An 18,419-nucleotide genomic window follows, 5' to 3' on the forward strand; every position below is an offset into this window, starting at 1 on the left:
GGTTACTCGCTTAAGGGCCCAGGCAGAGGCGGCGGCAGCCGAGATCGCCAGGCAGGTGGTGTGTTGCGACGACGACCGTGCGATCGGGCGGGAAAAGGCCGCCGGGCGTGAGGAGTTCGGTCAGGATGCGCCCGCTGTCCGCGGCGTCGAGGTGTTCGGTGGGCTCATCGAGCAGGACCAGTGGAAACGGCGAAATCAGGGCTCTGGCAAGCAGTAACCGTCGGCGCTGACCCGCCGAAACCGCCGCCGCACCACCGACGAGCACGGTGGACAGGCCGTCGGGCAGGCCGTCGAGCCACTCGCCGAGACCGACCCGCCGCACAGCCGCGAGCAGGTCGTCGTCGGCGGCGGAGCCGTTGGCGACCAAGAGGTTGTCCCGCACCGTGGTGGCGAACAGGTGGGCGTCCTCGGCGAAAAACGCTGCCTGACCGGGTGTTTCGGCCAGCTCGTCAGCGATCGCCATCAGCAGGGTGGTCTTCCCCGATCCGCTCGGGCCGGTGACGGCTAGCCGGTCACCGGGCTCGAGCGGCACGGTGCGCGCGGTCGGACGCGGCCGCAGGCGCGCGTCGCGTGCGGTGAGGTCAAGCAGGCGTCGGGCGGCGATGCGCGAGCGGCTGAGCTGGACGGCGGCGCCGGGAAGGGCCGTGGTGGCCTCAAACGCCGACAGCGGCAACAGCATCAGGATAGCCAGCGTGGTCGGGGCGACGGTGCCCGCCAGCGACATCGCGGCGATGACGGCACCGATCACGCTGGCGCCGATTGCCACGCTGGGCACGGCGGCGGCGAGTGCGGCCGGCGCTGCCGCGCGGTCGATGGCGTGTCCCCAATCCCGATGCCGGCGTTCGGATTCGGTGATGATCGCATCGAGACGCCCACCGACCCGCAGCTCCGGCGCGTGCTCGAGGGCGAGCATGGTCGCCCCGTCCCGATCCGAATGATTCTCGGCGGCAACGGCTTCGGCGGCAGCGACGGCCCTGGCCGACATCGCGGGTGCGACCACGCCCGCGATCAACAGACACAGTGCCAGCACCAGGGCCGCGGCCGGTGAGATCACCGCGATCACCCCGACGGCGGCCGCCGACAGCACCACCGCGACGGCGATCGGCAGCACGGCGCGCACCAGCACATCGGACAGGTCGTCCACCGATGCGCCGACGCGGGCCACCAACTCGCCGCTGGGCAGTCGCATCACGACTTCGGTCGGCGCCTCGGCCAGGCGCAGATACAGCCCGGTGCGGGCATTCCCAGCGGCGCGCAACGCCACGTCGTGCGAAACCAGGCGCTGGCAGTAGCCGAACACGCCGCGGGAGATGCCGAACGCGCGCACCGCGACGGCGGCAACGGTGAGATCGAGCACCGGCGGCATCTGCCATGCCTTGGTGATCAGCCACGCGGCCACGCCGGCGAGCGCCAGCGCGCTGCCCAGCGACAGCACCCCCAGCGCGACCGCGGCCAACAGCTTCGGCAACCGCGGCCGCAGCAGCCCGATGGTCAGCGGCAGAGGGTCATCGCGGAACAAGCGCGCCACTCCCGACGTGCACGACGACGTCCCCGATCGCCACGACCGGCCTGCGGTGTCCGACGACGACCACGGTCGCACCCGTCCTGGCCCGCGCCGCGATCGCCTCGAGCACCCGGTCTTCCAGCGCCTCGTCCAGGTGCGCCGTGGGCTCGTCGAGCAGCAGCACCGGCGCGGGGGAGCCCAGTGCCCTGGTCAGACCCAGTCGCTGCCGCTGACCCAGCGACAACCCCACCCCGCCCCGGCCGATGAGAGTGTCCAGGCCGTCGGGCAGTGCATCCAGTACCGCATCGAAACCCGCGGTCCGGCAGCAGTTGTCGATGTCGGCGAGGGGCCCGAAGAGTTCGAGGTTCTCACGCAGCGTGCCCGGGATCAACACCGGACGGTGGGGCAGCCAGGCGATCTGATGCCACCACGCCGTCGGGTCCAGCTCGGCCACGTCCACACCGTCCACCAGAACGCGGCCCGACGACGGCGCGGTCAGGCCGAGGATCGCCTGCAGCGCTGTGCTTTTCCCGGCCCCGTTCGGACCCGTCAGTACGGTCACGCGGCCCGGGACGATGTCGGCTTCGAATGCCTCCACGCGGATGACGGCGCGCGCCGCATCCACCGTCGTCGTGCCCGCGGGCGCGGGGGTAAGGGTATCGAGGAGGTCGGCGGCCTTCTCGGCGGCGGTCTTCCCGTCCTGCGCCGCGTGGTACTCCATGCCCACACGGCGCAACGGCCAGAACACTTCTGGAGCCAGCAGCAGGGCCGTCAGCCCGGCCTGCAGCGTCACATCGCCGAACACCAGCCGAAGCCCGACGCTGACGGCAACCAGTGCGACACCGAGGGTGGCCAGCAGTTCGAGCACGAACGCCGAGAGGAACGCGATGCGCAGCGTCGACATCGCTGAACGCCGATGGGCCGCACTCAATTCGGCGATCCGCTGGGCGGAGCCGGTGGCCCGGCCCAACGCCCGCAGGGTGGGCAGGCCCGCGACCAGGTCGAGCAGCCGGGACTGCAGCGTGGTCATGGCGGCCAGCGACGCCGCCGAGCGGTCCCGGGTGACCAGCCCGATCAGGATCATGAAAATGGGGATCAGGGGCAGTGCGATCAGCACGATGACCGCCGACTCGATGTCGTACAGGGCGATCACCAGCACAGCGGCGGGGGTGAGGATCCCCGCGAGAAGCACGGCGGGCAGGTAGTTCGCGAAGTACGGCCGAAGTCCGTCGAGCCCGCGGGTGACCACCACCGCGGCGGCGTCGCGGCGTTCGGCAAGCCGGTGCGGCGGCAGCGCCGTCACGGTCCGCAGCACCTGGCTGGACAACTCGCCGATGACTGCCGTGGCCCCGCTCTGCGACAGGCGGCCCTGAAGCCACTGGGCGACGGCACGAACGAGCCACAGTCCGCAGAGGGCCAGCAGCGGCCCGGTCCAGTGGGCGACCGTACGCGTGCCGGGTTCGGTGATGATGCCCGCCACGACCCCGGCCGTCACCACGGCCGCGGCGATCGTCGCCGCCGCGATGGCCACACCGCAGACCACCGATGCGACCAGATAACGCCGCATCGCCCGCGATGCCGCCGGCGCGCGAAGGAGGTTCAGTTCGTGCGCCTCGACAATCCGATGGAATGCGGGATGTGGTCGGCGGAGATGCGCTTGCGGAACACCCAATAGGACCAGGCCTGGTAGCCCATGATCAGCGGAAGCAGGGTCAGCGACGCCCAGGACATGATCCGCAACGTGTATGCCGACGACGAGGCGTTGAAGATGGTCAGGCCCCATTCCGGATCGAGGGTGGACGGCAGCACATAGGGATACATCGAGCCGAACAACAGCACTACGACCGCGGCGAGCACCGTCATCATGGCCACGAACGCCCAGCCCTCACGGGTACGCGACCACATCAGGGCGACGGCGGCCAGCAGAGCCACCACGGCCACACCCAGCGCCAGCCATGTCCAGCCCTTCCCGTAGGCCAGCTGGGTCCACAACCCGAAACCTCCTGCCAGGACCACGGCCGCGATGGCCAGCGGTCTGCTGAACCGGAATGCGTCCTCGCGCACCGACCCGGCGGCCTTCAGCGCGATGAACACCGACCCGTAGAACAGGAACAGCGCGGTGGTGGCCAGCCCGCCCAGCAGCGTGTAGGCGTTGAGGACGTCCCCGATGGACAGGTCGACCCGTCCGTCGGCGTCGATCGGCAGCCCGCGTACCAGGATCGCGAATGCGACGCCCCACAGCAGAGCGGGCAGCCATGAGCCGATCGCGATGCCGATGTCGGCCCACCGGCGCCAGTGCGGGTCGTCGATCTTGCCGCGCCACTCGATCCCGACGATGCGGACGATCATCGCGAACAGGATGGCCAGCAGCGGCAGGTACAGCGCGGAGAACAGCGTCGCATACAGTTCCGGGAACGCGGCGAACATCGCCGCACCCGCGGTGATCAGCCACACCTCGTTGCCGTCCCACACCGGGCCGATGGTGTTGAGCACGGTGCGCCTGCGGGTGTCGGCGTCGCCGTCGCCGACGGCTCCCAGCGGGGCCATCAGCATTCCGACGCCGAAGTCGAATCCTTCCAGCACGATGAAGCCGAGGAAGAGTGCGGCGATCAGGACAAACCACAGTTCCTGCAGTCCCACGGTCGGTCCTACCCTCCTGTTGGGCTGGGTCGGCGGTCAGTACGCGAATGACATCAGTAGGCGAACGACAAGGGTGCCACGTCGTCTTTGTCTGGCGGGGTGGGCGGCGCCGGTTCGGAATCGTGCTCCAGTGGGCCCTCGATGACGTAGCGGCGCATCAGCCAGAACCACACCACCGCAAGGGCTCCGTACAACAGCGTGAACACCGCCAGTGAGAACAGCACCGTTCCCGGAGCGTGATTGGACACGCCGTCCTGCACCATCAGCCGCACCAGCTGGTCGCCGTCCGGGGCGGGTACCACCACCCACGGTTGGCGGCCCATCTCGGTGAATACCCAGCCGGCCGAGCTGGCCAGGAACGGCGTCGGGATGGTCAGCACCGCGAACCTGCCGAACCACCGGTTGTCGGGTATGCGGCCGCCGCGCGTCAGCCACAGCGCCAGGAGCGCGAACGCGCCCGGGACGGCCATGAACCCGATCATCGCGCGGAACGACCAGTACGTGACGAACAGATTGGGCCGGTAGTTGCCCGGCCCGAACTTCTCTTCGGCCTGCACCTGAAGGTCTTCGACGCCGTGCAGCGTGACACCGGTGAACTTGCCCTCGGCCAGGAACGGCAAGACGTAGGGCACCTCGATGACGCGGATCACGCTGTCGCAGTTGTTGTGGGTGCCGACGGTGAGCACGGAGAACAGCGGGTCCGTCTCGGTGTGGCACAGCGATTCTGCCGACGCCATCTTCATCGGCTGCTGCACGAACATCAGCTTGCCCTGGACGTCGCCGGTGATGAGCAGACCGACAGCGGCGACCATCGCCACCCAACTGCCAAGTATCGTCGCCGGACGGTACATCGTGCGGGCTTCGGTTTCCTCGCCGCCGCGGGAGTGCGAGCGGACCATCAGCCACGCGCACACCGCCGCCACGAACGTTCCCGCGGTCAGGAACGCGGCCGTGACGGCATGCAGAAACGCCCATATGGCCGTGTTGTTGGTCAGCAGCGCACCAAAATCGACCAGTTCGGCGCGGCCGGTTTCGGGGTTGAACGTCGCACCGACGGGATGCTGCATGAAGGAGTTCGCGGCGATGATGAAGTAGGCGGAGGCGTTGACGCCGAAGGCCACCAGCCAGATACACGCCAGATGCACCAGACGCGGCAGGCGACTCCATCCGAAGATCCACAGCCCGATGAACGTGGATTCGAAGAAGAACGCCACCAGGCCCTCGAACGCCAAAGGCGCGCCGAAGATGTCGCCGACGAACCGCGAGTACTCACTCCAGTTCATGCCGAACTGGAACTCCTGGACGATGCCGGTGGCCACGCCCATCGCGAAGTTGATAAGGAAGAGCTTGCCGAAAAAGCGGGTCAACCGGTACCAGGCCGGATTGTTGGTGGCGACCCAGACGGTCTGCATGATCGCGATCAGCGGTGCGAGACCGATCGTGAGTGGGACGAAGATGAAGTGGTAGACGGTGGTGATGCCGAACTGCCACCGAGACACATCAACAACGTCCATGGGGCCTCTTCCGGGCTACTCAGCGAAATTACGACGAAGTGTAGTAGCTACTTTCACGATCGGCCACATCCGCAGTTTACGACGGGTTCGTCAGCGACAGTTGCTTGCTGGCTTTGCGGATTCCGAACGACGAAACGATCTCGAACACACCGATCACGATCAGCCAGGCGCCGACGACGATGGTCAGGGTGGCCAGTGAGTCGAACGGTGCGCCGAGCATGACGACACCCGCCAGTAGGCTGATCACGCCGATGAAGATCTCCCAGCCCCGGCCGGGCATGGTGGGATCGCTGATCGCCGCGACGGCCGTCGCGACGCCGCGGAAGATGAACCCGACGCCGATCCAGATGGCCAGCAGCAGAATGGCGTAGCCCTCGCCGAAGTTCCTGAAGCTCAGCACCGCCAGAATCAGCGAAGCCGCTCCGCTGATGAACAGCAACACCCGCCCGCCCGCCGACACATGCAGGCTGAACGCAAAGACCACCTGGGTGATGCCGGTCACCAGGAGGTAGGCGCCGAAGAACACGGCGGCGACCAGAATCGTCTTCGCGGGCCAGGCCAGGATCATGACACCGAGGAGCACCGCAAGGATCCCCGACAGCAGCGTCGTCTTCCAGAAATGCTGCAAGAGGCTTGGGGGAGCAGTGGTTTGCATGCGCGCAGTGTGGCACAAACCTGGCCAACCAGCGCGGATTTAACAGTACGGCTGTGGCATCGGTGCGGGGTCGTTAATGTTCCGTTACCGGCAGTGCGCGCTGGGCCAACGGCCGTTAACGTCGTCGCGGTTAAGGCGACGCGCGGCCCGATGCAGAAAGTTGAGGCAACCGTGTCAGGTGGATGTCAACCCCGACGAGGAAAGTTCTGGCGCTTTGCGGTGGCGTTCGCCGCCGGTGGTGCGATGGTCCTCGCGGGATGCTCGAGCAGCCCCGAATCCAGCGAGCCGACAACCGAGACGACCGCGGCGCAGGCGGACAAGGTCGATGCGATCGCCGAAACCGTTCCGGAGGACATCAAGTCGACGGGCAAGCTGATCGTCGGCGTCAACATCCCTTATGCCCCGAACGAGTTCAAGGATCCCAGCGGCAAGATCGTCGGCTTCGACGTCGACCTGATGAACGCCGTCGCGTCGACCCTCGGCCTGACGGCAGAGTACCGCGAGGCCGACTTCGCCAGGATCATCCCGTCCATCCAGGGTGGCACCTTCAATGCCGGCATGTCCTCGTTCACCGACACCAAGGAACGTGAGCAGACGGTCGACTTCGTCACCTACTTCTCGGCGGGCTCCCTGTGGGCGCAGCGCGCAGGCAGCGGGATCGACCCCGAGAACGCCTGTGGCAAGAAGGTCGCCGTCCAGGCGACCACCACGCAGGAAACCGACGAGCTTCCGGCCAGGAGCAAGAAGTGCACCGACGCCGGCCAGCCGGCGATCGAGGTCATCCCGTTCGACAGCCAGGACGCCGCGACCAACGCCGTCGTGCTGGGACAGGCCGATGCGATGTCGGCGGATTCGCCCGTGACGCTCTACGCGATCAAGCAGAGCAACGGCAAGCTCGAGAAGGCCGGCGATGTCTTCGACTCCGCGCCGTACGGCTGGCCGGTCGCCAAGGGTTCGCCGCTGGCCCAGTCGATGCTGCAGGCCCTCGAGCACCTCATCGAAACCGGTGCCTACAAGCAGATCGCAGCCAACTGGGGTCTGGAGGACGGAATGATCGATAAGCCGGTGATCAACGGCGCGATCTCGTAAGGACGCGCACATGACTGATGTCGACACGCCGCCACAAGCCATTGACGCCGTTCCACTACGTCATCCCTGGCGATGGGTGGCGGCGGTCGTCATCGTCGTCCTGGTCGGGCTGTTCCTCTACGGGGCGGCCACCAATCCGGCGTACGGCTGGGCCACATACTTCGAGTACCTGTTCAACGAGCGGATCCTGCTCGGGGTGTTCAACACCCTGCAGCTGACCGTGTACTCGATGGTGCTGGCGATAGTGCTGGGAGTGATCCTCTCGGTGATGCGCCTGTCACCCAACCCGGTGTTCCGGTCCGTGTCATGGGTGTACCTGTGGATCTTCCGCGGCACGCCCATTTACGTCCAGCTGGTGTTCTGGGGCCTGATCCCGGTGATCTACCAGAACATTCAGCTCGGCATCCCGTTCGGGCCGTCGTTCTTCCACCTCAATCTGCAGGCGCTGTCCATCCCCTTCCTCCTCGCCGTGCTCGGTCTGGCGCTCAATGAGGCCGCGTACATGGCGGAGATCATCCGGGCGGGTATCAGCTCGGTTCCCGAGGGTCAGCTGGAAGCCTCGACGGCGCTGGGCATGTCGTGGGGGCTGGCGATGCGGCGCACGGTGCTCCCGCAGGCGATGCGCGTGATCATCCCGCCGACCGGCAACGAGATCATCAGCATGCTCAAGACCACGTCGCTGGTGACCGCCGTGCCGTATGCGTACGACGTCTACAGCATCGCCATGCGCGAGATCGCCGCCCGGATCTTCGAGCCGGTTCCGTTGCTGCTCGTGGCGGCCACCTGGTATCTCGTGGTGACGAGCATCCTGATGGTGGGGCAGTTCTACCTGGAGCGCTACTTCTCCCGCGGGGCGACCAGGAAGCTGACGACCAAGCAGCTCGAGGCGCTGGCCAAGGCGCAGACCGAGTCCAATACGGGAGGCGTATGACCATGACCAAGACCACGGCCAGGACCGACGCGATCGCCACACCCATGGTCAAGGCAGAACTCGTCTGCAAGGATTTCGGCGCGCTCAAGGTGCTCAAGGGCATCACGCTGGAGGTCGGCAAGGGGCAGGTGCTGGTCCTGGTCGGCCCATCGGGTTCGGGCAAGTCGACGTTCCTGCGTTGCATCAACCACCTGGAGTCCGTCAGCGCGGGCCGGCTCTATGTCGACGGCGACCTCGTCGGCTATCGCGAGCGGGGCGGCAAACTGCACGAAATGAAGCCGAGCGAGGTCGCCAAGCAGCGCCGCGAGGTCGGGATGGTGTTCCAGCACTTCAACCTGTTCCCGCACCGCACCGCGCTTGGCAACATCGTCGAGGCACCGATTCAGGTCAAGGGCGTCAAAAAGAAGGAAGCGGCCGAACGCGCCAGGGATCTGCTCAACCAGGTCGGCCTGGCTGACAAGGCCGGCGCCTACCCGGCGCAACTGTCCGGTGGCCAGCAGCAGCGAGTGGCGATCGCCCGTGCGCTGGCGATGAATCCGAAGCTGATGCTGTTCGACGAGCCCACCTCGGCGCTGGACCCCGAACTCGTCGGCGAGGTGCTCGGTGTGATGAAGAAACTCGCCAGCGAGGGCATGACGATGGTGGTCGTCACTCACGAGATGGGCTTCGCCCGCGAGGTCGCCGACGAGGTGGTCTTCATGGACGGCGGCGTCGTCGTCGAGCGGGGCAATCCGCGCGAGGTCATGCTCAACCCGCAACACGAACGCACGAAGGCGTTTCTGTCCAAAGTCATGTAGATGCCTGACCCGGCCACCCCGCTATGGCGCGCCGCGCAGGTGTTCCGGCTGCTTAGTTGTGTTTACGCCCTTGGCTTTCACATCGCGGTCAATCGTGACCTGCAGCGGCCATTCGTCGGCTGGATGTTGCTCGCGGTCCTGACCGCGACAAGCATCGCCTGCGCGGCGGCCTACTTGCAGGGGTTCGGCCGACGGCGGGTGTGGGTGCTCGGCGAGCTGGTGGCCGTTGTGCTGCTGATGCTGTCCACCAAGGTCGTCGCCACCGACGAGTGGGTGCAGGACAATCAATCCTGGCCGACCACTCTATGGGCGACGAACGCGACCATCTCCGCCGCGATCCTGCTCGGGCCGATCGCGGGCATGCTCGCGGGAACGGTGGTGATGGCGGCGGCTGCCACGCTCAAGGCGATGGCGGGTGGGGCCGTCAATGTGGATCTCGGGCGCAACGCGACGATCGTCATCGAGCTGGCCGTCGGGCTGGCCGTCGGTATGGCCGCGCAGACGGCCAGACGTGCGCACGCCGAACTGGATCGCGTCGCTCGGCTGTCGGCGGCGCTGGAGGAACGTGAGCGGCTATCGCGCCACGTGCACGACGGCGCCATTCAAGTGCTTGCGCTGGTATCTCGGCGTGGGCGTGAAATCGGTGGTGAGACAGCACAATTAGCGGAGCTGGCGGGTGAGCAGGAACGTGCGCTGCGGCGGCTGGTCAGTTCCGGGGACACCGATGTCACCCGCCCGGACGATCGGATGAGCGACATCGGAGCGATGCTGCACAAGCGCGCGTCCGATCGAGTGTCGGTGAGTCTGCCCGCCGATCCGGTGCTGCTGGACTCCGGTGTGGCCCGCGAGCTGGATGCGGCCGTGGTCAACGCGCTGGACAATGTCGCCGCGCACGCCGGATCCGGTGCGCGCGCGTACGTGTTGCTCGAGGATCTCGGCGATGCGGTGACCGTCAGCATTCGTGACGACGGGGCGGGCATCGCGCCGGGCAGGCTCGAGGAAGCCGCCCGCGACGGCCACCTCGGTGTGGCCAAATCGATTGTCGGACGGTTGGATTGGCTTGGCGGCAGCGCGCGGCTGAGCACCGGGCCCGGCTGCGGCACGGAATGGGAGCTGACGGTGCCCCGGCCGCCAGAGAGGGACGGTCGGCATGGCTGAGCGGGCAACGCCGACGGTGATGGTGGTCGACGACCATCCCATTTGGCGCGACGCGGTGGCGCGCGACCTCGCCGACGACGGTTTCGACGTGGTCGCCACCGCCGACGGCGTGGCCTCGGCGCGTCGCCGCGCAGCCGCCGTGCAACCCGACGTCGTTGTCATGGACATGCGGCTGCGGGACGGCGACGGCGCCCTGGCGACCGCGGAGGTGCTCACCGTCTCACCGGGCTCCCGGATCCTGGTGCTGTCGGCCTCCGATGAGCGTGATGACGTGCTGGAGGCGGTCAAGGCCGGCGCCACCGGTTATCTGGTCAAGAGTGCGTCGAAGGCCGAACTGGGTGACGCCGTGCGCGCCACTGCCGAGGGCAGGGCGGTGTTCACCCCGGGCCTGGCCGGCCTGGTGCTTGGCGAGTACAGGCGCATGGCACGTGCCCCCGGGGCGGGGCCGGACACCGCCAGGCTCACCGAACGCGAGACGGAGGTGCTGCGCCATGTGGCAAAAGGGTTGTCCGCCAAGCAGATCGCAGCGCGGCTGTCGCTGAGTCACCGAACCGTCGAGAACCACGTGCAGGCGACCTTCCGTAAGCTGCAGCTCGCCAATCGGGTCGAGCTCACCCGCTACGCAATCGAACACGGGCTCGACGAGTGACCCGATTCGGGTAGTCCTACTCATCCGCGGTGCGCTCCCGGACGCCACGATGGGCACATGACCGATGTGCATCGTGCCGTCATCGCCCGGCTCTCGGCGGATTTCGCCGCGATCTCCCAGCAGCTGGCCCGGGTTTCCGCGGATCTGACCGAACTCGACCGGCTGCTCACCGAGCGGCCACCGGCGGTCCCGGCGCAGCCGTATGTTCCGCCGCCGCACATTCAGCAGCAGTACGCGCAGCAGCACTATGCACCCGCGCCTGGGCTCCCCTACGTGCCGCGGCCGTATGTCCCCGCGCCCGCGCCCCAGCAGCCGACGCCGCGGTCGGAGGGCTGGATCGGCAAGGTGCTCGCCGTCGCCGGCGTCACCGTCACCCTCATCGGTGTCGCGCTGCTTCTCGTGCTGGCGGCCCAGGCCGGGATGCTGCGTCCCGAGATCCGGGTCGCCGCAGGCATGGTGCTCGCCGCGGCACTGGTCGGTGCGGGCACCTGGCTGCACGCCCGGCCCGGCGGCAGGGTGGGCGCCATCGCGCTGGCCGCCACCGGGGTGGCCGCCGCGTACATCGACGTCGTCGCCGTGACGACCGTGTACGGCTGGGTTCCCGCTCCCGCGGGCCTGGCGATCGCGGCCCTGATCGGCGGCGGCGGGCTCGCGCTGGCCCGGCGGTGGGGCTCCGAACATCTCGGGCTGCTGGTGCTGGTGCCGCTGATCGGTTTGGCGCCTGTGGTCACCGACGGCATCACGATGATGCTGATCGCCTTCATGCTGGCGCTGGCGGCGGCCTCGCTTCCGGTGCAGCTGGGCAAGGACTGGATCTGGCTGCACGCCGCGCGCACCGCGGCATCCGCGCTTCCCCTTCTCGTCGCCCTGCTCGGGGCGGCCTTCGGCGCCGGGCAGGATCTGTGGCTGGCCGGAGCGTGCGCGATCGCCGCCCTGCTGGCCCTCGTCGGCGCGTTGCTGCTGCTTCCCGGCACCGCCAACCGGGCGGCGATGGCCCTGCTGACGGGTGCGGGTGTGCTGCCCCTACTGTGCGTATCTCTCGCCGTCGACCGGATCCCCGCCGCCCTGATGGTCGGCGCGCTGTCGGCGGCCATGCTCGCCGTCGTCCAGCTCGGTGGCAGGCTGCCCGGGGTGGCGGGGATCGTCGCGCAGATCTGGTCGGCGATCGCGGCGATCGCCGCGCTGATCGCGGTCACCGTCGCGTTCGACGGCGAGATCGCGGGGCCCGTGCTGCTCGCGATGGCGGTGGTGGTCGCCATCGCCGGCCGCCGCGACGACATCGCGCGATGGTCGGCCCTCGGATTCGCGGCCGTGGGCGGCGCGGTCTACCTCAGCTACGCCCCGCCGCGCGTGCTCGTCGAGGCCGGCGCGATGAGCACACCGGACGCGGTGTCGACGTTGATCGCCAGCGTGTTGGTGGCGTGCTGCGCGGCGGCGATCGTGTGGGCATGGGAACACGGTGGTCACGAATCGGATGACCAGCCGGTCGATGCGGACGTGGCGCGGGTGTTGTGGGCCACCGCGGCCACCGTGATGCTCTACGCGGTGACCACCTTCACCGTCACCGCGGGGGTGCTGACAGGCGGGCCGGACGGGGGCTTCCTGGCCGGTCACATGGCCGCGACGATCTGCTGGATCGCCACGGCCGCGGGGTTGTTCGGCTACGCCGCACGCCGGCCCAAGGAGCAGCGGTCACTGCCGATCGCCGGTGGCCTTGCGCTGGTCGCCGCCGCGACGGCCAAACTGTTCCTCTTCGACCTCGGCACCCTCGACGGCATCTTCCGCGTGGTGGTGTTCATCGTCGTCGGCCTCGTGCTCCTTGGGATGGGAGCCGGCTATGCACGACTGCTCGCCCAGCAGGACCAGCAGCCTCGCTGATCAAATCCGAGAACCGTAGGGTTTGAGCAGGCTGTCGCCGGGGCGTCGCCCGACCAGGTACCAGGTGTGGATGACGCCCTTGCCCTTGATGTCGACGTCGCCACGCTCCTCGAGCACGAACGCGTGCTTGATCCGTTCGTAGACGTCCTCAGGCACCTGGATCCGGCCCGCGACATCCGTGGTCTCCATGCGCGACGCCACGTTGACGGCGTCTCCCCACACGTCGTAGAAGAACTTCCTGGCGCCGACGACGCCGGCGACGACGGGCCCGGTCCCCAACCCGATGCGGAGCGGGACAGCCCTGCCCTGGGGGTCCTTGAGGTCGGCGACGGCGGCGGCCATGTCCAGCGCCAGGCCGGCCAGGGCTTCCAGGTGGTCGGGCCTGGGCTGGGGTACGCCGCCCACCACCATGTAGGAGTCGCCGCTGGTTTTGATCTTCTCCAGGCCGTGCCGGTCGACGAGCGCGTCGAGGTCGGTGTACAGCGTGTCGAGGAATCGGACCAGATCGGCAGGCGCGGTGTCGCTGGCCCGCTGGGTGAAGCCGGCGATGTCGGCGAACAGGATCGAGGCGTCGTCGTACTTGTCGGCGATGATCGTGCGCTGCGGGTCCTTGAGCCGCTGAGCGATCGTGGTGGGCAGGATGTTGGCCAGCAGCGTCTCGGAGCGTCGGTACTCCTCTTCGCGCGCCCGCTCGGCACGGGCGATCTCTCGCAGCGCGAACCACACGGTCGCGAAGATCATCACCGACGCCGACACCGCCGACGTGATGAACCCGGCGGTCAGCACCCACGGCGGCCCGAGGCCCCGATCGTGCGGCACGAGCAGTTCGAGTGCGACGGTCGCGGCGATGCCCGCCGCGGCGAGAGCCGCGGCCAGCAGGATCCGCTCGATGCCAAGCACCAGAACCACCAGCGACGCGTTGACCAGGAAGTAGAACTGCAGCCCGGCGCCCGTGCCCACCGAATAGCAGCTGAACGACACGGACAGATAGGCGACGACGAAGAACGTCAGCGGGGCCGCCAGCTCCCCGAACCGGCACAGCCGGGGAATCGAGAGGAAGATCCCGGCGCACGCGATGTTGGCCAGGCCCAGCGTGCGGAGGTCGCCGCCGAGCACCAACTGCAACAACCCGAACGCCGTCAGGACGGCCGTCGCGATCCACGCAGCGATCCTCAGCACCCTCAGTCGGCTGACGGCGCCTCCGGCTTCGTACGCCGACTGGGCCGCCCGGCTGTCGAGCGCCACCTGGGGGATACACACAGACCGCCGGAGTTGGCTGACCGCCACGGCAGAAGCGTATCGCCGCGCCCGGCGGGCCGGGCAATTAAGCAGAGCCCGGCGGGCCGGGCAATTAAGCAGAGCCCGGCGGGCCGGGCAATTAAGCAGAGCCCGGCGGCAGTCGGCTCAGTCGGCCGACATTCGTGCGGCGTCGCGGGCGCGCAGAGCCAGCCACATCTCGTGGCGGTCCTGTGCGGACTCCATGCGTCTGCCCGTGAGCCGTTCGATCGCCTCGATCCGATTCCGCATGGTGTGCCGGTGTACGTCGAGGGCAGCCGCGGCGGCCGCCCACTGCCCGTTGTGTTCGAGGAAGGCGGCCAGCCCGCGCAGCAGCTCGGCGGCGCGCTCGGAGGCGTCGAGCGGTCCGAGCACGGCGTCGGCGAAAGTCTGCAGGGCGGGCGCTCCGACGGCGGTGAGCAGCAGTCGGCTGCTCGCGACCTCCGCTGCATGCACGTGTCGGCCCCGTACCCGGCTGGCGGGCAATGCCGATCGGGCCTGCCGTAGCGACACCACAAGTGCTCCCGGCCGCACCGCGATGCCGATGCCCGCGGGCCGGCCCGCCGCCAGGGTGTCGAGCACGCCGGGCAGGTCCGTGTCCGGTGACACCGCGAACTCGACGACTGCCTCCTTGGTCCGCGCGTCCGGAAGTGAGATCCGCACCAGGGCGTCGGGCAGCGTGGTGATCAGGTCGGCCGCCAGGTCGTCGGCATCACCGGGCGCGGCGATCGCGGCGGCCCGCAGGTCCGCGTCGGGAAGGCCCACCGCCGCCAGCCATCGCGCAGCGACCACGTCGTCGACGGTGCCCCGGGCCAGCCGCTCCATTGTCTGGGCCCGGCCGCGGAGCTGCGAGGTGGTCAGGCCGTAGCGGCGCTCCAGTTCCAGCGACAGCAGCGACACCAGATCGCCGGAGATCTGGTTGGCGGCCGGTAGCTCTGCGGGTCCGTCGATCATCAGCCAGGCTCGCAGCCTGCGGGCCCCCAGCGGATGCAGCTCGCGGCGGCGGCCATCGCCGATGTCGACTCCCGCCGCCGTAAGACCTTGGTGGCGAACCGAATTCAGCAACCCGTCCAGTTGTGCCACCAACCGTTCGCCGCCGGAGTCCGTCTCGGCCAGCACCCGGCCCAGCAGGTCGATCACCACGCCGGTGCGCCCGGTCGCCGCGCGGTGTGCGACGAGTATGCCGTGCAGCCCGCCCGGTGTGACCGCCGCTGCGGTCAGCGCCCGCTGTGTTTGCAGCGCCCATTCCAGCTCGCGGCGCTCGGCACGCGCCCGGTGTGCGAACACCGCCTTCGTCACGGCGATGAACGGCACCGGATCGGGCACCGTGAGCAGGGGCATCGCGATCTCCTCGGCCGCGGTGATCAACCGTTCGGGGGCGCGCTGGTGGGGCAGATCCGCGCCGAGGCCGAGGCCCACCGCTCGCACCCCGGCCGCGTCGAGGTCGGCGAGGTAGGCGCGGCAGCCGGCCACGGTGTCCGGCAGCACCAGCCCGATGGTCAGCAGCAACTCGCCACCCTGCAGCCAGCTCCCCGGCCTGGGCAGTTCCGAGACGGCCGCGGCCTCGATCTCTCGGTTGGCGTTGGACTCGCCCGCGACCAATTGCAGCCCGAGTTCCGGGTCTGTCACCAACTCGGCCACGGTCAACACCGATGACTGCATCGACCCTCGCATGGACACCAGTGTCGAACACTGTATGGACAAAGTGTCGAACTTAGATCAACCCAATTCGACTTTTCGTCACTATCGGTGCATGTCCGGTCGGGGGATCGTAGGTGAATGACGAACACCACGCCGATAGGACCCGTCGACGCCACCCGGGTGCCCCGTTACGCCGGGCCCGCTACGTTCGCCCGCCTGCCCCGCACCGATGAGGTGCCCCATGCCGACGTCGCGATGGTCGGCATCCCGTTCGACTCGGGTGTCTCCTACCGGCCCGGAGCCCGCTTCGGGCCCGGGCACATCCGGGCGTCTTCGAAACTCCTGCGGCCGTATCACCCGCGGCTGGACGTCGAACCGTTCGCGGTTCAGCAGGTGGCCGACGCCGGCGATATCGCCGTCAACCCGTTCGATATCGCCGAGGCGATCACCACCATCGAGCACGCGGCCAACGACCTGCGCGAGGGCGGCACCAAGCTGATCACCCTCGGCGGCGACCACACCGTCGCGCTGCCGCTGCTGCGGTCGGTGCACCGCGACCACGGCCCGATCGCCGTGCTGCACTTCGACGCCCACCTCGACACCTGGGACACCTACTTCGGCGCCCCGTTCACCCACGGCACACCGTTCCGCCGGGCCAGCGAGGAGGGCCTACTCGATCCGGAGCACTGCCTGCACGTGGGCATCCGCGGGCCGTTGTATTCGACGCGGGACCTGTCGGACGACAAGGTGCTGGGCTTCCAGGTGATCGGATCCGACGACTTCCAGCTCGACGGCCTGGCCGCCGTCATCGAGCGGATGCGAGCCCGCCTCGGTGACGCGCCCGTCTACGTCTCGGTCGACATCGACGTGCTCGATCCCGCGCACGCACCCGGCACCGGCACCCCGGAGGCCGGAGGTATGACCAGCCGCGAACTGTTGCACTGCCTGCGCGGCCTGGTCGGGCTCAACGTGGTCGGCGCCGACATCGTCGAGGTCGCGCCTGCCTACGACCACGCCGAGATCACCGGCATCGCGGCCGCGCACGTGGCCTACGAGCTGGTGTCGGTGCTGGGGCTGGGGGTCTCGCGATGAGCCAGATACCCGTGAGCTCGCCCCGCAACGCGGGCGCCGCCGTCGTCGAGACCCTGGCCGCACACGGCGTCGACGCCGTCTTCGGCATCCCGGGCACCCACAACCTGGAGATCTTCCGGCACCTGCCCGGCGCGGGGATCAAACCCGTCACTACCCGCCACGAACAGGGCGCAGGCTACGCTGCCGAGGCCTTCGCCCGGGTGACCGGCAGGCCGGGTGTCGTCGTGACCACCAGCGGGCCCGCCATCACCAACGCCCTCACCGCCGCGGCCACGGCCTACGCGGAATCCCAGCCGGTGCTGTTCCTCTCGTCGGGTATGCCCCTGGAGGCGGAGGGGCGCGACCTCGGGCAGTTGCACGAAATCCGTGACGCCACGGGGGCGATGGGCGCGTTGATCGAACGCAGTCGCCGGGTCCGCAGCGCCGACGAGGCCGCCGACGCCGTCACGGACGCGTTCGCCGCGTTCACCGGGGGGCGTCCCCGGCCGGTTCACATCGAGATTCCCATCGACGTCCTCGAACAGCCGTGGACCGGACAGCCGCGGGTGGCCCCCGCCGCCGTTGCCGTGGCACCCGACCCGGGCGCCGTGGACCGGGCCGCCCGGCTGCTGGCCGAGGCCGAGCGGCCGCTCATCATCGCGGGCGGGGGAGCGGTCGACGCTCAGCCCGAGGTGACCGCGCTGGCCGAGGCGCTCGGCGCCCCGGTCGCCACCACCGTCAACGGCAAGGGTGTGGTCGACGAGTCGCACCCGCTGTCGGTCGGTGCCGCCATCCGGTTGCGCGCACTGCAGAAGGAGGCAGCGGCCAGCGACGCCCTGCTGGTGGTCGGCAGCGAGCTGGGCGACTCCGATCTGTGGGGTGGAACGATTCACGCGCACAACGTAATTCGCTGCGACGTCGATCCTGCTCAACTCGCCAAGAACTGCCCGGCGGATGTGGCTCTGCTTGGCGACGCCGCGGTCACCATCGCCGCGCTGCTCGCCGTGCTGCCGGACGCCCAGCCGCCCGGCGCCGGTCAAGGCCGGGCCGCCGAGCTGCGCGCGGCCTGCCGAGCCGAGGCGGCGTCCGACGCCGGGCCGTACGCCGAGATCAACGCGGCGATGCGGGCGGCGCTGCCCGCCGAGGCCGTTCTGGCAGGGGATAGCTCGCAGGTGACCTACTTCGGTTCCGTGCATTGTTTCGACGTCCCCGGCCCGCGGCAGTTCTGCTACACACCCGGCTACGCCACGCTCGGCTACGGCCTGCCCGCCGGTCTCGGCGCGGCGATCGCCAGGCCGGGAACACCGGTGGCGGTGCTGATCGGCGACGGTGCGCTGATGTTCGCGGTGCAGGAACTGGTCACCCTCGTCGAGCAGGGCCTGCCCGTCCCCGTGGTCGTCGTCGACAACGGCGGTTACCGCGAGATCCGGGATCAGGAAGCCGCCCGCGGCATCCCGCCGATCGGCGTCGATCTGCACGTCCCCGATCTGGCCGCCCTCGCGGTGGCCATGGGCGCACGCGGTGTGCGCACCACCTCGTCCGCTGATCTGCCCGATCTGGTCGGGGATGCGCTCAGCGCCGAGTGCCCGACCCTTGTCCACTACGAGATCCGCTGAA

Annotated in this window: 15 protein-coding genes; 8 read left to right on the forward strand and 7 right to left on the reverse strand. The window is 69.0% G+C overall.

Going from position 1 to position 18,419, the window contains the following annotated elements; all coding sequences use genetic code 11:
- Positions 1 to 10: 10 nt before the first annotated feature.
- From ADBZ6K_RS01885 to ADBZ6K_RS01905, 5 genes are all read right to left on the reverse strand, one after another.
- A complete protein-coding gene (locus tag ADBZ6K_RS01885; protein ID WP_526344115.1) occupies positions 11 to 1,519 on the reverse strand; it encodes an ATP-binding cassette domain-containing protein in 1,509 nt (502 codons plus the stop codon).
- Positions 1,506 to 3,071, reverse strand: coding sequence for a thiol reductant ABC exporter subunit CydD (cydD, locus tag ADBZ6K_RS01890; protein WP_526344116.1), 1,566 nt, complete (start codon positions 3,069 to 3,071; stop codon positions 1,506 to 1,508). Before cydD ends, ADBZ6K_RS01885 begins: the two co-directional genes overlap by 14 nt.
- Before the next feature lie 32 nt (positions 3,072 to 3,103).
- Complete coding sequence (gene cydB / locus ADBZ6K_RS01895) at positions 3,104 to 4,144, reverse strand: cytochrome d ubiquinol oxidase subunit II (protein WP_526344117.1); 1,041 nt, start codon at positions 4,142 to 4,144, stop codon at positions 3,104 to 3,106.
- A 53-nt stretch (positions 4,145 to 4,197) separates the two neighbouring features.
- Positions 4,198 to 5,658 (reverse strand): cytochrome ubiquinol oxidase subunit I, encoded by a 1,461-nt coding sequence (locus ADBZ6K_RS01900; protein ID WP_526344118.1) that lies wholly within the window; start codon positions 5,656 to 5,658, stop codon positions 4,198 to 4,200.
- Positions 5,659 to 5,734: 76 nt separating this feature from the next.
- Positions 5,735 to 6,313: an HdeD family acid-resistance protein gene (locus ADBZ6K_RS01905; protein ID WP_526344119.1), complete on the reverse strand. Its 579-nt coding sequence runs from the start codon at positions 6,311 to 6,313 to the stop codon at positions 5,735 to 5,737.
- A gap of 150 nt (positions 6,314 to 6,463) precedes the next feature.
- Between ADBZ6K_RS01905 and ADBZ6K_RS01910 the strand changes: the two genes are divergently transcribed.
- Genes ADBZ6K_RS01910 through ADBZ6K_RS01935 form a run of 6 tightly spaced genes read left to right on the forward strand, consistent with a single transcriptional unit; the run spans position 6,464 to position 12,815 of the window.
- On the forward strand, positions 6,464 to 7,402 hold the full coding sequence (locus ADBZ6K_RS01910) for an ABC transporter substrate-binding protein (protein ID WP_526344120.1): 939 nt from the start codon (positions 6,464 to 6,466) through the stop codon (positions 7,400 to 7,402).
- Between the two features lie 10 nt (positions 7,403 to 7,412).
- Positions 7,413 to 8,333, forward strand: a complete 921-nt coding sequence (locus tag ADBZ6K_RS01915; protein WP_526344121.1) for an amino acid ABC transporter permease — start codon at positions 7,413 to 7,415, stop codon at positions 8,331 to 8,333.
- Between the two features lie 44 nt (positions 8,334 to 8,377).
- Positions 8,378 to 9,130 carry an amino acid ABC transporter ATP-binding protein gene (locus ADBZ6K_RS01920; RefSeq protein WP_526344351.1) on the forward strand — a complete coding sequence of 251 codons (753 nt, stop codon included), beginning with the start codon at positions 8,378 to 8,380 and terminating at the stop codon, positions 9,128 to 9,130.
- On the forward strand, positions 9,131 to 10,288 hold the full coding sequence (gene macS, locus ADBZ6K_RS01925; protein WP_526344122.1) for a MacS family sensor histidine kinase: 1,158 nt from the start codon (positions 9,131 to 9,133) through the stop codon (positions 10,286 to 10,288).
- A complete protein-coding gene (locus ADBZ6K_RS01930) occupies positions 10,281 to 10,937 on the forward strand; it encodes a response regulator transcription factor (RefSeq protein WP_526344123.1) in 657 nt (218 codons plus the stop codon). Before macS ends, ADBZ6K_RS01930 begins: the two co-directional genes overlap by 8 nt.
- Before the next feature lie 57 nt (positions 10,938 to 10,994).
- Positions 10,995 to 12,815 (forward strand): DUF2339 domain-containing protein, encoded by a 1,821-nt coding sequence (locus ADBZ6K_RS01935; protein WP_526344124.1) that lies wholly within the window; start codon positions 10,995 to 10,997, stop codon positions 12,813 to 12,815.
- On the opposite strand, the gene ADBZ6K_RS01940 is transcribed toward ADBZ6K_RS01935, so the two are convergent.
- Together ADBZ6K_RS01940 and ADBZ6K_RS01945 are read right to left on the reverse strand one after the other, a co-directional pair.
- Positions 12,816 to 14,102: an adenylate/guanylate cyclase domain-containing protein gene (locus tag ADBZ6K_RS01940; protein ID WP_526344125.1), complete on the reverse strand. Its 1,287-nt coding sequence runs from the start codon at positions 14,100 to 14,102 to the stop codon at positions 12,816 to 12,818.
- Positions 14,103 to 14,219: 117 nt separating this feature from the next.
- The gene (locus ADBZ6K_RS01945; RefSeq protein ID WP_526344126.1) at positions 14,220 to 15,764 is read right to left on the reverse strand and encodes a PucR family transcriptional regulator; all 1,545 of its coding nucleotides are present in this window, start codon (positions 15,762 to 15,764) and stop codon (positions 14,220 to 14,222) included.
- A gap of 105 nt (positions 15,765 to 15,869) precedes the next feature.
- Between ADBZ6K_RS01945 and speB the strand changes: the two genes are divergently transcribed.
- Both speB and ADBZ6K_RS01955 read left to right on the forward strand, forming a co-directional pair.
- Complete coding sequence (speB, locus tag ADBZ6K_RS01950) at positions 15,870 to 16,823, forward strand: agmatinase (protein ID WP_526344127.1); 954 nt, start codon at positions 15,870 to 15,872, stop codon at positions 16,821 to 16,823.
- Complete coding sequence (locus ADBZ6K_RS01955; protein WP_526344128.1) at positions 16,820 to 18,418, forward strand: thiamine pyrophosphate-binding protein; 1,599 nt, start codon at positions 16,820 to 16,822, stop codon at positions 18,416 to 18,418. The genes speB and ADBZ6K_RS01955 overlap by 4 nt, the downstream gene beginning before the upstream one ends.
- The last annotated feature ends 1 nt before the right edge of the window (position 18,419 follow it).

The sequence above is a fragment of the Mycobacterium sp. genome (genome assembly GCF_044223235.1).
GTDB lineage: Bacteria > Actinomycetota > Actinomycetes > Mycobacteriales > Mycobacteriaceae > Mycobacterium.

Excerpts from the sequence above, each read along its gene's own strand:
- ADBZ6K_RS01930 (WP_526344123.1), top strand. The coding sequence starts at position 10,281 with ATGGCTGAGCGGGCAACGCCGACGGTGATGGTGGTCGACGACCATCCC.
- ADBZ6K_RS01900 (WP_526344118.1), bottom strand. The coding sequence starts at position 5,658 with ATGGACGTTGTTGATGTGTCTCGGTGGCAGTTCGGCATCACCACCGTC.
- ADBZ6K_RS01910 (WP_526344120.1), top strand. The coding sequence starts at position 6,464 with ATGCAGAAAGTTGAGGCAACCGTGTCAGGTGGATGTCAACCCCGACGA.
- ADBZ6K_RS01920 (WP_526344351.1), top strand. The coding sequence starts at position 8,378 with ATGGTCAAGGCAGAACTCGTCTGCAAGGATTTCGGCGCGCTCAAGGTG.
- ADBZ6K_RS01955 (WP_526344128.1), top strand. The coding sequence starts at position 16,820 with ATGAGCCAGATACCCGTGAGCTCGCCCCGCAACGCGGGCGCCGCCGTC.
- ADBZ6K_RS01945 (WP_526344126.1), bottom strand. The coding sequence starts at position 15,764 with ATGCGAGGGTCGATGCAGTCATCGGTGTTGACCGTGGCCGAGTTGGTG.
- ADBZ6K_RS01915 (WP_526344121.1), top strand. The coding sequence starts at position 7,413 with ATGACTGATGTCGACACGCCGCCACAAGCCATTGACGCCGTTCCACTA.
- ADBZ6K_RS01935 (WP_526344124.1), top strand. The coding sequence starts at position 10,995 with ATGACCGATGTGCATCGTGCCGTCATCGCCCGGCTCTCGGCGGATTTC.
- ADBZ6K_RS01905 (WP_526344119.1), bottom strand. The coding sequence starts at position 6,313 with ATGCAAACCACTGCTCCCCCAAGCCTCTTGCAGCATTTCTGGAAGACG.
- speB (WP_526344127.1), top strand. The coding sequence starts at position 15,870 with ATGACGAACACCACGCCGATAGGACCCGTCGACGCCACCCGGGTGCCC.
- cydD (WP_526344116.1), bottom strand. The coding sequence starts at position 3,071 with ATGCGGCGTTATCTGGTCGCATCGGTGGTCTGCGGTGTGGCCATCGCG.
- macS (WP_526344122.1), top strand. The coding sequence starts at position 9,131 with ATGCCTGACCCGGCCACCCCGCTATGGCGCGCCGCGCAGGTGTTCCGG.